At 46.1% G+C, this 16,174-nt stretch carries 5 protein-coding genes; all 5 read left to right on the top strand.

Annotated elements, in window-relative coordinates; translation table 11 throughout:
- Positions 1-225: 225 nt before the first annotated feature.
- The 5 genes from BW716_RS16255 to BW716_RS16275 are packed head-to-tail and all read left to right on the top strand — an operon-like array spanning position 226 to position 16,172.
- Positions 226-3,597, top strand: a complete 3,372-nt coding sequence (locus BW716_RS16255; protein ID WP_083723795.1) for a SusC/RagA family TonB-linked outer membrane protein — start codon at positions 226-228, stop codon at positions 3,595-3,597.
- An 11-nt stretch (positions 3,598-3,608) separates the two neighbouring features.
- Complete coding sequence (locus BW716_RS16260) at positions 3,609-5,051, top strand: RagB/SusD family nutrient uptake outer membrane protein (protein WP_083723794.1); 1,443 nt, start codon at positions 3,609-3,611, stop codon at positions 5,049-5,051.
- An 11-nt stretch (positions 5,052-5,062) separates the two neighbouring features.
- A complete protein-coding gene (locus tag BW716_RS16265; RefSeq protein ID WP_083723792.1) occupies positions 5,063-5,971 on the top strand; it encodes a putative zinc-binding metallopeptidase in 909 nt (302 codons plus the stop codon).
- A gap of 12 nt (positions 5,972-5,983) precedes the next feature.
- Positions 5,984-7,282: a DUF4302 domain-containing protein gene (locus BW716_RS16270; protein ID WP_235643740.1), complete on the top strand. Its 1,299-nt coding sequence runs from the start codon at positions 5,984-5,986 to the stop codon at positions 7,280-7,282.
- 28 nt (positions 7,283-7,310) lie between these two features.
- Complete coding sequence (locus tag BW716_RS16275) at positions 7,311-16,172, top strand: gliding motility-associated C-terminal domain-containing protein (protein ID WP_143708874.1); 8,862 nt, start codon at positions 7,311-7,313, stop codon at positions 16,170-16,172.
- Positions 16,173-16,174: the final 2 nt, after the last annotated feature.

Consider the following 16,174-nt stretch of genomic DNA (forward strand, 5'->3'; position numbering starts at 1 on the left):
ACAGGTTATCGCATGCTATGTCTTTTGTTGTTCGTTCCTACTTTGGTTGATTCCCGAAGTAAGATAATACATTAATAGTGGTTTTCCGCTATTTTCTAATTAAGATGTTTTCCCGGATAAAAAAAGGCTGCGTCTTGAATAATTTTAAGCATTGAAAGAAAGAGCATTACAACCAAAATTTTTAGGAACCAGGATCTAATTACATCATTTATTTAATACTTGTTTATGCTATTACCTCTACATGGTAATCAGACACCGGCATGCCGGAAGGGGATACTATTTATTATTATATTACTGTCATTGTGTTCGGGTGTGATGGCTGCGCCATTGCAGCGCGATTCTCTGCCTGCCGCCGCCAGAGGGAAGGTGATGGATGCGGAAGAAAAGATTCCTTTACCCAATGTATCTATCGAAAACTTATCTACTCATAAAGGAACTGTAACCACGGTAGCAGGTGAATTCGCTATTGCTGCAAGACCGGGGGACAGTCTTCGCTTTTCCTTTCTGGGCAAGCAACCCAAAGTATTACTCTTTAGCGGACAAGCAATACTGAATGTAGTACTGAGTCATCGGGAAGGCGTGCTCAATGAAGTGGTCGTAACAGGTTTTCAGAATATTAATAAGCAAAAATTCGCCGGTGCTGCGGTAACATTGAAAGCCGATGACGTAAGACTTGAAGGCGTGGCCGATGTGAGCCGTATGCTGGAAGGCCGTGCTGCCGGTGTATCTATCCAAAACGTATCCGGCACTTTTGGTACAGCGCCCAAAGTACGTATTCGTGGTGTGACCTCTATTAATGGAGACAACAAACCACTGTGGGTAATAGATGGAGTAGTACTTGAAGACGTGGTGAATATTTCCAACGATCAGCTATCTTCCGGCGATCCAAATACCCTCATGGGCTCTGCAGTAGCGGGTCTCAATGCCAACGATATCGAGAGTTTCGACATCCTCAAGGATGCAGCGGCTACAGCTTTGTATGGTGCAAGGGCCATGAACGGCGTAGTCGTGATCACCACCAAAAAGGGAAAGGCAGGCAAACCCACTATTGCTTATAGTAGTAGTCTGAGCACCCAGCTGAAACCTACCTATGGCGATTATGATATTATGAACTCTGCCCGCCAGATCTCCGTACTGGCTGAACTGGATAGAAAAGGCATCCTGAAATCAGATATCCTGTCCAAAGCAGACTATGGTGTGTATGGCAAAATGTATGAGTCTGTGCAGGGCGATGAAAATGGAAATGTAGACCTGCTGAATACCCCCGAAGCCCGTAAGGCATACCTGATGCGATATGGCAAAGCCAATACGGACTGGTACGACATCCTGTTCCGTAACAACTTCATGCAGGATCATTCCATCAGCATCTCGTCCGGTACAGATCGTTCTCAATCTTATTTCTCCACCAGTTATTATGGTGATAACGGATGGACGGTTGCAGATAAAGTGCACCGTTACACCCTGAACTTCAGGAACAACTATAAATTATCTGATAGGGTGACGGCTGGTTTCTCTACAGTTGGATCTGTAAGACAACAGCGTGCCCCCGGTGCGCTCACCCGATCCAGCAACCCTGTAGAAGGACAGTACGACCGCGACTTTGATATCAACCCATTCAGTTATGCACTGAATACCAGTCGTACACTTACAGCGTACGATCAGAATGGCCAGCTGGAATACTTCCATCGTAATTATACCGACTTCAATATTATCAACGAACTACGTAATAATTACCTCTCCCTCAATATGATGGACCTGCGCCTGCAGGGAGATATCGGCTGGAAGATCTCCGATCACCTGAAGTATGAATTCGTAGGTGCCCTGCGCTATGTGAAATCATCCAGAGAACACGAAATCACCGAAAATGCAAACATGGCCAATGCCTACAGAGCAGCAGGTAACTCTACGATCAAAGCGGCTAACAAATTTCTCTACACCGATCCAGACAATCCTGATGCAGAACCACAGGTAGTACTGCCGGCAGGTGGTTTTTACAACCGCAACGAAGACCAGCTCATGAATTATGATTTTCGTAACTCACTTCATTATAATACTGCTTTTAACGAAATTCACAACCTCGATGTACTGGTGGGGCAGCAGGTAAAATATGCTGACAGACAAAATGCAAATAGCACTGGTTATGGTTATCAGTATGACAATGGTGGTGTTCCCTATATAGATTATCGTATACTGAAACAAACGATCGAGAGCAACTTTCCTTACTATGGAATGAGCAAAGACTATGACCGCTTTGCCGCATTCTTTGGTACGGCTAACTATGCCTATGGCGATAAGTACAGCTTGACCGGCAATGTGCGTTATGATGGCTCAAATCGCCTGGGATCTTCTTCCAGTGCACGCTGGCTGCCTACCTGGAGCTTTGGTGGTAAATGGAATGTAGACAGGGAATCATTTATGCAACCACTCTCATGGATCGATTACCTCTCGCTCCGTGCAAGCTATGGTTTGACTGCAAGTATGGGACCGGCTACCAATTCTAACATTGTATACCAAACGATCAATACCAACCGCCCTCATCTGAATGAAGTGGAGTCAGTGATCAAACTGGCACACCTGCAAAACAAAGAACTGACCTGGGAAAAACTGTATACCACCAATGTCGGTGTCGATGTGAGCTTCATAGACAGAAGATTAAGCCTGGCACTGGACGCATATAGCCGTAAGAGCTTTGACCTGATCAGTGTGATCAAAACTTCCGGTATCGGTGGCGAAACAATGAAAGCAGCCAACTATGCAGACATGACTTCAAAAGGTATTGAAGCCAGCATCAGTGGTGAAATCGTTCGCCAGAAAGACTTTGGATGGAGAACGACTTTCAACTTCACCTATAGTCCCAACAAAATTACCAATGCAAAGAATCAGCCCATCATCTTCGACCTCGTAAGTGCCGAAGGTGGGAATGTACAGGGGCATCCCGTACGTAGCCTCTTCTCTATCCAGTACAAAGGGCTGGATCCTAAAACCGGGGTGCCTTCTTTCGTAGATGAAAGTGGTGGCACATCTACAGATGTATACCTGCAAAGCGATTCTACCGCTTACCTGAAATATGAAGGTCCCGTAGATCCGCCTACGTATGGTGGCTGGTCTAACAGCTTCAGATATAAAAACCTTTCACTGAACATCTTCTTCTCTTATCAGTGGGGCAATAAGATCCGGTTGTATCCTGCATTTAAAACTTCATATACTGACTTCGATGCAATGCCCAATGAGTTTTATGAACGTTGGTTAATGCCACAGGACGAAAGCAAGACAACAGTGCCTTCTATCGTGGATGCATTTGAGAAGACCCTGATCTCTGGTTCCTATCCTTATAACAACTATAACTATTCAACTGAGCGGGTAGCCAGTGGCGATTTTATCAGGTTGAAATCCATTTCCCTGACCTATAGCCTGCCTGCGGATATGATAAAGCGTACGGGCCTGAAAAGCCTGGTGCTGACTGGTGCTGCTACGAACCTGTGGCTGCTGTATTCCGACAAAAAACTGAGAGGGCAGGATCCTGAATTCTTTAACACAGGTGGTGTGGCCCAACCAATTCAAAGACAGCTGACTCTTTCCATCAAAGCAGGTATTTAAAAAAAGACATTATGCGCAAGTATATATTAATAGCCGTGGTGCCTGTATTGCTGGCCGGTTGTAACAAGTTTCTGGACAAGGCTCCTGATAGCACATGGACATCGCTGGATACACCTGAAAAGGTAAGTCAGCTGCTCGGTACGGCTTATCCACAATCCAACTACATGACCTTCTGTGAATCTATGTCGGACAATGTAGCGGACAAAGGAACCGGTACAGACGAGAAACCGAATCGTGATTCCTATTATTTCCAGGATGTGGCCAGTACGGAAGATGATTCTCCGGAGGCTTACTGGCGCGCTGCTTACACTGCCATTGCCGCTGCTAACAATGCACTGGTAGCCTGTAACAATGCCAAAGACTCCGCAGCCTATAGCCGCCAGAAGGGTGAAGCATTGGTATGCCGTGCATATGCACATTTCATGCTGGTCACCTTTTTCTCCAAAGCATATGATGCCACAACTGCCGCTACCGATGCGGGTATTCCGTACGTAACAGAACCGGAAGATGTGGTGATGAAACAATATGAACGCAAGACAGTTGCATATGTGTACGAACAAATAGAAAAAGATCTGCTGGCAGGGCTACCGTTGATTCGTGATGACAGGTACAATGTACCACGCTATCATTTTAACCAGGCCGCCGCCTATGCATTTGCTACACGCTTTTATCTCTATAAAAAGGATTACCAGAAGGTAATTGAATATGCTGCTAAAGTATTCCCTAATGGCGACCTCGCAGATAACATGCGTCAGTGGAATACAGAATATATATACATGACACCTGCAGAGCTTTTCAATATCTACAGCAACTCCTCCGAAAAAGCTAATCTGCTACTGGTAGAAACGCCTTCACTGTATGGCAGGTATTATTACTCTTACCGTTTCGGCATGAACTATACCAAGTACCAGGAAATGCTGGGCGGGAATGTAACGGGTGGCAGCTGGTGCTTTCCCATCTATACCTCCGGCTCTTACAATTACCTGGTGCCAAAGATGACGGAATACTTCGTGAAGGAATCTGTGAATGCCACAATTGGTCAGCCTTATGTAATGGTGCCATTGTTCACCACTGAAGAAGTATTGTTCAACAGGGCAGAAGCGAATGCTTACCTCGGTAATAACACCGCTGCACTGGCAGACCTGAACCTCTATGCCAGCAAGCGCATCGTGAATTATGATGCAACTACCTACGGCATTGCAGTAGCTGACCTGCGCTCCTATTATGGTGTGACCAGCAATCAGGATGCCCTGATCAATGGTGTGATCGACTTTAAGCGCGTGGAATATATACAGGAAGGTATGCGCTGGTTTGACCTGATGCGATACAATATACCTGTGACCCATACAACCATCACAGGCGAAACAATGACACTGGCCGCCGATGACCTGCGCCGGGTATTACAGATACCGGCATCTGCCAAAACATCCGGTATTGCACTTAATCCTAGATAATACAACGATACATGCAACATAAAACATATTGCTGGTTGCTGGCCATTTTACTACTGGCTGCCTGCTCTAAAAAAGATGACCTGAGTGGTATAGAAGATATATCAGGTCTGGGTGGAGATACCTGGACACAAACACAGCTGGACACATGGTTGTACGATACCCTGGTCGTGCCCTACAACATAGAAGTGCGGTACAAATGGGATCAGTTCGAATTTGAACTGGACAAGACACTGGTACCACCCGATGAGAGTATGGTGATCCCTTCTATGGAAGCCGTGAAGAAAGTGTGGATAGATACCTATGTGGCCGAAGCCGGATCTACCTTCTTTATCCGCTACAGCCCCAAGTTTATCATCCTTTGTGGTAGCGCCAGCTGGAATACGGAGAGTGGTACGGTTACGCTGGGTACAGCCGAAGGAGGAAGGAAGATCGTACTGTACAATATCAACAACTTCCGCACAAAAGAAAGCGATGGCTATCAGCCCAGTGACTCAGAAAATGTGAAGCAGATCTTTCATGTAATAGAACACGAATTCGGACATATCCTGCACCAGAACATTCTCTATCCGGCTACGTGGAAAGATATCTCTACCGGCCATTATACCTCCAACTGGAACAACGTTTCCGATGCGGATGCGAACAGGGAAGGATTTATCTCCGCCTATGCCATGTCTGGCTATGACGATGATTTTGTAGAAACCATTTCCCTGATGCTGGTGAATGGAAAGGCTGGTTTTGATAATCTGGTGAACAGCATTCCTGAAGGTACCACTACATCCGGCATGACACAGGCACAGGCGCAGGCTGCGCTCAGGGCCAAAGAAACCGCTGTAGTGAATTATTTCAAATCAGCATGGAACATGGATTTCTATAGTCTGCAAACAAGGACCCGTACCGCAGTGGAGCAACTACTCTATTAAACCGAACCAACTATGATGCGCAAATCTTTACTCTATATATGTTTAATCATCTCTGCGTTGAGCGCCTGTCATAAAGCAGAAGATGATGTATTTGGGAATTCCCCCGACAACCGTCTCAATGACACGCTGGCCCGCTATCAGAGCATGCTGACCAGTGCTACACATGGTTGGAAAATGATCATTGCACCTGCCGGCATGGATGGTGGTACATATTCATTTTACATGCAGTTCAACGATTCCAACAGGGTGAAAATGTTAGCTGATTTTGATGCTGTTTCTTCCGTAACCCTGAAGGAAAGCAGTTATCGGCTCAAGGCCCTGCAGCAAACCTGTTTGCTGTTTGACACTTATTCCTATCTGCATGAACTGGCTGATCCGGATGGGGCTGTGAATGGTGGTGTATATGGCGAAGGATTGTATTCTGATTTTGAATTTATACTGGATGGCATTCGTGCAGATACTATTCAGCTCACAGGTCGTTATCATGAAAGCAAGGCATTTCTTGTAGCAGCAACAGCCGCAGAGGAAGCCGCATATCTTGGTACACCACAGAAGAATGATATAGACAGCATCTCCAAATTCCTCACGTATTTCAAACGCCTGACCATAGGTGAGCAGGCATTTGATTTTACCATCAACTTTTCTTCCCGCAATGCAATCGTGAACTGGATCGATGCAGCAGGAGCCTCACATTCAGTAAATATAGGTTTTTATCCTACGCCGGGTGGTATCGCTTTTTATCCCGCTATCACAGTAGGAGATATGGTGATCACTGGTTTCGACAATGTGAAATTCAATGCTGCCAATACGACGTTATCCCTTACAGTGAATGGTACAGCTGCTACGATTGCCGAAACGGCCAAACCACTGGTAGTGGACAAAACGCTGCCTAAAAAATGGTACGACGCCATCGTGGCTACCGGTAGTTATTCTTCAAATTATACAGGTTTCCATGTGAATGGGGTGAATGACGGTTTAGACTTTGCGGCATTGCCAAACTATTACTTCCTGATCTTCTATCCTAAATATGGCGGCGGCAGTTATGACCTGCTGGGTTTTGTAACCCTTGAGTCGGATGGTGCGACACTGTCTTATGCCCCTGCATTCAAGGCGCCCACTTTCACAGATGATGGTCGTATTAAGTTTACTTATTACGGTTTTTTCGGTACTGCTCCTGATGGAGAAACAGCTGTAACTGCTGCCCGAACACTATTTGCCGATACCAATGGCTATTACCTCGTACAAACCACTTCAACCTCCTATGATATGGTGAGTGCCAAAGATGGTAAGACATGGATAACCTGGTATTAATTCATTCATTTCCGAAAATTCTCCAAAGATGATGAGAAGGTATACTACTTTAACCTGTTTGATAGTATTGTTGCTGATGGGACTGCACAAGGCAGTTGCCCAGACAAATATTAGTATTGGTACGGGTACCGCCACGAATAGTGAGACGGGGTATCCCTGTCCATTACAGGACTATGGAAACCGTACCAGGGCACAATACCTGTATACAGCTGCCGAGCTGAAAGCGGCAGGTATGGGACCCGGAGCTATCAGTGCATTGAGCTTTAATGTTCTTGACCTGCGCACTGTGGGGGTGCTGGAAGGCTATGCCATCAGTATTGGCAGCACGACCACCGCCACACTGGCCACTAATAGCTGGGAAAGCGGTACAACCAATGTATACGGCCCGGCCAACTATCAACCTGTAGTAGGTACAAACCTCTTCACCTTTTCCTCACCATTCAACTGGAATGGGGTGGATAACATCATTATAGAAATTTGCAGTGGGGAAGCCGGTGCTGCCAAGAGCAGTAAGAATGCGGCCCTGGCTTACTCTGCTGTGAGCTTTAATGGCCAACATACTTATAAAGATAATACCAGTGGAACAGCGTGTGGTATTACGAATACCACCGCTTATGGAACACTGACTTACAGACCGAATATCGTATTTGCATATACAGCGGCACCTGCCTGTACAGGTGCACCAGTAGCAGGTACTGTCACTACCGATGTGACGAATTTATGTTTGGCCAGAACAGTAGGTCTGCGATTGAGTGGCTTTTCAGTCGCTTCCAGCCTTACTTACCAATGGCAATCTTCAACAAACAATAGTACATGGACCAATATCAGCGGTGCTACCAGCCCCGTTGCGACCGTGACCCAGACAGCTGACAGCTGGTATCGTTGTGTAGTGACCTGTAGTAGTTCTGGTCTTGCATCAGCTACTGCAGGCGTACAGGTATTATCGCCTGTACTGCCGCAGGGCAATTTTACCATCAATAGTGCACAGGCTACCGGTGGTACTAACTTCCAGACCTTTGCCGCAGCGATTGACTATTTGAAATGTGGTATTAGCGGACCTGTGGTATTTGATGTGGTGACAGGTTCCGGTCCCTACAATGAACAGGTAACTATCAATCCTATTGCCGGTACCTCTGCTACAAATACAGTCACCATCAATGGGAATGGCAATACCCTTGATTATGTGAGTTCCGATTATGATAAGCTGTATACAATCGGTCTGAACGGAGCGGACTATATTACGATCAATAACCTTCAGATCACCGCCATTAGCGCTTCCAATTCAGGATATGGGTATTGTGTGCAACTGACGAATGATGCGGATTATAATACGATCTCCAACTGTACAATCTCCAATGGTCCACAATCTGAATCTTATTACTTTGCGGGTATTGTGATCAATGGCGGTGGATTTTACGATACAGATAATTCCAGATGTGATTACAATACCATTACCGGCAATACCATTACAGGAGGTATTTACAATATCGCTATTCGTGGCAATGTAACTGATGCAGCCGGGAATAATAAGATCATCAATAACCAGCTGTTAGATGGCTGGTTAGGCGGCATCAGTGCCCAATATACCAATAAGTTGCAGGTAGTGGGTAATCAAATCAGCCGCCCTGCACGTACTAATTCTCAACAGTTTTATTATGCGATCGATCTGGCCAATCTGAATACACAGGCTTCTATCGCCCGCAATATCATCAGCAATCCATTTGGTGCTGACCTCACCAGTCTGAATAATGCGATTGCCATCAATTGTCAGGGGGTAAGCAGCCTCACTGGTTTGGAGAATAGAATTGAGAATAACCTGGTCTATAATATGAATGGCCGTGGCGAGAATACGGGTATGCAGATCCAGAATACAAACAATACCTGGTTCTACAATAATACCATTGTGATGGATGGAAATATGCCTGCGGGTACTGCTGGTACCTATGGCGTGAACATGGATGCGGCTTCCGCAGCAAATATCTTTAAATACAATGTGGTCGTGGTTTCCAGAACTGGTGTGGGCAATAAATATTGTATGTACTCCCTGTCCGATCCGGCCTACCTGGATGCAGACAGGAATAACTATTTTATAGCACCCGGTGTACAGACAGCATTCATAGGGTATAAGGCCGCTACCCTTGCTGCATGGCAGGTGGCATCCGGTCTGGACAAAGCATCTGTATCTACTAACCCCGTATTTGCAGATCCTGCTACCGGCAATTTCCTGCCAAGGAGCAGTGTCATGGATGACCTGGGTGAATATGTATCTATTGATCTGGACATCACAGGCGCCGCACGTAGTCATACTACACCGGACTTAGGTGCATATGAATATACGGCGCCTGTGTGTACAGTACCTCCAACTGCTGGTACTACTATATCAGGGAAAAACCCGGTATGTGTGAATACGAATGTGGTCTTGTCTCTTTCCGGCAACTCTGTGGGTAGTGGACAAACATACCAGTGGCAAACGGCTACGGATATAGCAGGGCCTTTTACCAACCTGGGAGCAGCGCTGCCAGCGCCTGATACCATCATTACTTCATCCACTTCTTTATACTATCGCGTGGCAGTGACCTGTAGTGGCAGTACATCGTATTCCACACCGCTATTGCTGACGGTGAACCCTGCTATGGCGCCAAATACCTATACGATTAATAAAGGTGCACCTGCAAGTGCGACCAACTTCACCAGTTTTGCTACAGCTGCCGATGCGTTGAGTTGCGGTATCACAGGTCCTGTAGTGTTCAATGTCGTAGCTGGATCTGGTCCTTACGAAGAGCAGTTGCACCTGGAAGCTATCAGGGGAACATCTGCTTTGAATACTGTTACTTTCAATGGAAATGGAAATACTATCCATTACTCTTCCGATGTGACGACTGCAAGAGGTGTGATCATGCTTGATGGCACTGACCATGTGATCCTGGATAGCCTGACAGTAGATGCTACAGGAAGTGGTGCATATGGATATGGTGTACAGTTGATACATGATGCTGACAGCAACGTGATTCGCAGATGTAACATTGTAATTGCAGAACCGCTGAATGGTACTGATTTCATCGGTGTGGTGATCAATAACGGGGGAGAAGAATGGGGTGAATATCCCGGCTCATTTGCAGATGGTAACCTGGTAGAGCGTTGTGTTATTGCCGGTGGGGTGAGAGGTATACAGGTAATGGCAGATAAGGGCTTGTCTTTTAATAACAGGATTGTGAATAATGACATCAAAGACTTTTATAGTTATGGTGTAATGACGATGAATACTGACCAGACAACGATTTCCGGCAACCGTTTCTCCCGCCCTAACTCTAATTACCAGATCTACTTTGTGGGTATCAGTGCCGGCGGGCAAAGCCGCATGGTCATCAATGGCAACGTGTTCACCAATCCATTCGGGAATGACCTGACCAGTGGCGCCGGTTTTACAGCCGTAGAACTGAACGATAACAGGGACAATACTACAGGTGGCGTCTCTACAGTGAGCAACAATGTGGTGTATGGTATAAATGGTGAAGGTATTGCGACTGCGTTCAGTAACGCTTTTTCAGACAATGTAAACTACTATCACAATACGGTGGATTTCTCTACTACTAACAATGGCAGCCTGTATGGCTTTAACCATGTAGGAGACGTATCCAATGTACAGATGCTGAACAATAGCATTTCAATAAAAGGAACAGGTACCGGAGAGAAGTATGCAATGTATTTAGGGAATAGTACCAGTCAATTTGTGATCAACAATAATAACTATTTCGTAAGTGGTGCCAATGCCTTCATTGGTTACTATTCCAATAACGGTGTGGCTACATTTGCAGATTGGCAGGCGGTGAGCGGTCAGGATGCAAAATCCATCAATATTGATCCTGTCTATGCTGATCTGGCTGGTGGCAATCTTACACCTATCATCTCTCCGTTTGATAATGCAGGTGCATCAGTAGGTGTCACTACCGATATATCAGGTAAGCCCAGGAATATCAACACCCCTGATATCGGTGCCTATGAAATCACAATACCTGCCTGTACAGCGCCACCATTGGCCGGTACAGCAGTGGTAGATCCTGCTGCCAGCATTTGTTTGGGTGATTCTATCAAACTGAGCCTGACAGGTAATTCCACCGGTGGTACCCAAACCTTCCAATGGCAGATGGCGAAAACAGCTGCCGGCCCATGGACGAATATCGGGAACCCATTGTATGTAGCGGAATTACAAACGAAATTGACATTCGAAAACTACTTCCGTTGTGCAGTAGCATGTGGTGGTGATACCGCTTATTCCACAGTTGCCAATGTAAATATGAATGCCGCATTTGCTGCCGGTGATTATACCATCAATCCTGCCGCACCTGTCAGCGCGACAAACTTCCAGACATTCAGCAGTGCAGTGGCAGCATTGGAATGTGGTATAGATGGTCCTGTCAATTTCCACGCATCACCTGCTACTTATAATGAGCAGATGTATATGCATCCGGTACCGGGTGCAGGGCCTGACAGCCGTATTAGCTTCTATGGAGAAACAGGTACGATACTTACCTATACTGCCGCCAATGACGATGATAACTATGTGGTAAAGCTGGATAGTGCAAGCTATATCACCTTTAATGGTTTGACCATTCAGCCAGGTAATAAGAACTATGGAAATGGTGTTGTCTTCACAGGTACCGCTTCTTATGATAGCATCCTGAATTGTAAGATCACCATGCCGGCTACTACCTCCTCCGGTACCACTACCTCAGGTGTATATGGTAATTCCTTCAGAGGTCATCATAATGTGATCAAAGGCAATACCATTCAGAATGGTACAAATGGTGTATACCTGAATGGTTATGGTGAAAGAGATATGCTGCATGGCTATGTTGTGGATAGCAATAAGATCAGTGGTGTATACAGGTATGGACTGGTATTCTACTATATGGACAGTGTGCAGGCAAAGAAGAATACCATTGACTTTACAGGTACATTGTATAGCAAACCTTATGGCATCTACCTGCGCTATGCAGATACGGGTTGTGTAATATCTCACAATACCGTTACGATCAATAATACCTCCGCAGGTGTGTACGGTATGTATATCTACTATTGCTTTGCAAACAGTGCCAACCCGAATACCATAGAAGCCAATACCATCATCGCCGGTACTGGTAATACAGGTAGTCTGTATGGCATTTATAAAGGCTATGGTGACTTTACTAACCTGCTGAATAACGTGGTCAGCATCAATACCACCAATGCAACCGTATATGGTTTGTATGTAAAAGGTGATGAGAATAGCAGCTACTACAATAATACAATTGCCAACTTCTCAACAGCTACAGGTACCGCCAATGCTGCGGCTTACATGGCGCATGATGATAACAGCAGAACCGTTGGGTATAACAATATCTTCTATCATGGAGGTGGCAATGTAGCCCTGACGGTATCAGATAAAGACAACGAAAACATTGACTACAACCTGCTGTATTCAACAGGTTCTGTACTCGCCACCACAGCAGGTGTAAACTATAATACGCTGCCTGCCTGGATGAGCGCTTCCGGTCTGGATGAACATTCACTTGTGTACAAACCGGCATTCGTCAGCAATACAGACCTGCATCCAAATGTAGCCAATGCAGATGTATGGGCATTGCAGGGCCGTGGTGTACAGGTATTGGGCAATAACCATGACTTCAATGACAGCGCCCGTGCAGAAACTTTTGCAACTGGTGTGCCTGATCTGGGTGCTTTCGAATTCACACCCACCAGTGAACCAGCAGCCCTCACTGCGATTCCTGCTACTCCTGCCGTAGGTGGTACACAGGTATTCATGATGGGGTCTGATACAGTCGCTCATGTAACCTGGAATGCCAGTGCAGCGGCTCCATCTGCTGTGACCATGAGGAGATATACAGGTACCATACCTCCCAATCTGCCAGCAGATGCAGAGTATATGTATTTCTACACCAAAATAGAATCTTCGCAAAGCGCTCTTTATACCTACGACTTAAAGCAACACTACATGGACCCATGGCAGGGAACGGTGAGAAACCAATCCCTGCTCAAACTGGGTCGCACCAATGCAGCAGGTAAGTGGATCAGCAGTGGCGATACCAGTTTCGTACATGATCAGGAGAACTATATCGCAGCACATGACCTGCACTACATTGATAAATTCACTGGCCTTGTAGATAGTACAGATGCTGTCGTACCTGTATTACTCCCTGCTGCAGACAGTTCTAACATGGGTACCCGCTTTTGGGTAGGCTATGGACATAACTGGGATTTTGAAAGTGTGAATAGCCAGGACATGGTGATTTATCTCAGTGCTGACCAGGCTGCGAATGTAACCCTCCGGGTCAATGGAACTTCATTTGTAAAACATTATAGCCTCACCGCTCACGCTGTGGTAGCGACAGATCCTATTCCGAAATCAGGTCTGGACGATGCCCGTTTGTTGACAGAAGGCATTTACGACAGGGGCATCTGCATAGAAAGTGACGTACCGGTGGTAGCTTATGCACATATATACGATGGCAGCAATTCCGGTGCAACCATGTTATTGCCTGTAGGTACCTATGGTTACGAATACCTGTCGCTCAACTATACGCAACACTACGACATGTACAGTCATTCCTGGCTGAATGTAGTAGCTGACCAGCCAAACACTGTCGTAGAGATCACACCTTCTGCGCCTACCTGGTCCGGACATCCGGCAAATGTACCATTCACAGTCACACTGGGCCGTGGTCAGGTATTACAGCTTATGGGTGCAATGATCAACGGACAGAATGGTTTTGACCTGACAGGTACACGTATCCGCTCAGTATCCAATAGCCAGGGTAAGTGTTATCCAATAGCAGTGTTCTCCGGTAGCAGCCGTGCGAGCGTAGGTTGTAGTGCAGATGGTACGGGTGGTAATGGGGATAACTTCATACAACAGTGTTTCCCTTCACAGGCATGGGGCAAGCGTTATCTCACAGCACCAACTTCTACTGATGATGATGCAACAGTGTTGATGCAGAACGTATATCGTGTGCTGGTAAAAGATCCTGCAACAGTCGTAAAGTTAAATGGCAAACAACTGACAGGCCTGATCAATGGTCGTTACTACCAATATACGAGCCTCACAGCAGATTATATCGAAGCAAACCAACCGGTAATGGTAGCAGAATACATGGCATCCAGAAGATACTGCTCTAACACAGCTGGTTATGGTGATCCTGAAATGATTTACCTCAGTCCGATCGAACAGGGTATTAAACAGGTCGGTTTTTACCGCAATACCGAGACTGAAATAATGAGCAACTACCTCACGCTTGTCATTCCTGATAATGGGGTGAAGAGCCTGAAGATAGATGGCACCGGCAACTTTGATTATACTTATAAACATCCTAATCTGAGCGGTTATACCGTTGTGGTAAAAAGATGGGAAGCCGGTAAAGCACAAGCGCTTGCATCCAGCGACTCCGCATTCACAGGTATCACATATGGTTTGGGTGATGATGAAAGCTATGGTTACAATGCAGGTACACTGGTAAAGGTATTGAACACCCGTGCTGGTATTACAAATGTATATGGCGATACTACACAGACCAGTGCCTACACTTGTCCGAATACACCGTTTCTTATATCCTTTACATCAACGACCCGCCCGCAACAGATTACATGGCAGGTGAGCCAGGTGCGCTATATCACACCAGCTGCCGATATCGTACAACAGAACCCTGTACCAGTGGACTCCTTCACTGCCAATGGCCGCAAGTACTACACGTTTGTACCTGATCAGCAGTTTACCATCAGCAAATCAGGTATGTATTATATACCTGTCATTATGAACGATGTAAGCTTTGAAGGTTGTGATAATAATAAGATCGACTATATCCCGGCGACAGTAATAGCCGCACCAAATGTATCCTTCACTTACGACTTCAATGGTTGTGTGAGCGATACGGTTCACTTCACAGGCAATGGTGTTACCAGCAATGGTGTAGCGATCAGAAAGTGGCAATGGAACTTTGGTAACGGTGCAGTTGATAGCATACAAAGCCCGCAATACCAGTACACCGCCGGCGGAGACTATACAGCTACTTTACAGCTCATTGCTGTAGATGGTTGTGTGGCCGATACGGCTGCAACCATCGAAGTAAAAGGCCCTGCAGCAGCGATCCTTGTAAAAGATTCACTGGCCACCTGTATCGGTACAAATGAATCTTTCGCTGTACAAAGTCCTGCAGCAGATGTGGTGTATAACTGGTACGATGCAGCAGGCACCCTGATTTATACAGGTAGCACATTGACAATTTCCAATGCACAGGCATCCGCTGTGTATTATCTCGAAACAATTAAAGATGGTTGTTACAATACCACCCGTACCAAAGCCGTACTGACTGTATTACCACAACTGACAGCACCGATAGCCATGGTGGATTCAGCTGGTGTGAGCGTACTGCGCTTCTCATGGGCGGCAGTACCCAATGCCACCGGCTATGAAGTATCTACCGACGGTCTGAACTGGATCATCCCTACCGGTACATTGTCTCATACCATCACCGGTCTGCAGCCATCGCAGGAAGTTACCCTGCATGTAAGGGCACTGGGTTGTGAAACCGTAGAAGGCAATGCGGTGACAGGTTCCACATTGGTAGACGGTATCTATATACCAAACGCCTTCACACCAAATGGAGATGCAGTTAATGATGTACTGAAAGTATATGGCGCCATCATTCACGATATGCACCTGATGATCTTTGACCAGTGGGGTGAGAAGCTGTTCGAAACCGATGACCAGCAGCGTGGATGGGATGGTAATTACAACGGCAAACCACAGCCATCAGGCGTGTACATGTATGTGTGCAGAATGCACCTGATAGATGGCAGCACGGTGGAAAAGAAAGGAGTTATTAACCTGATCAGATAACC

This window comes from [Flexibacter] sp. ATCC 35208 (genome assembly GCF_001975825.1).
GTDB lineage: Bacteria > Bacteroidota > Bacteroidia > Chitinophagales > Chitinophagaceae > Chitinophaga.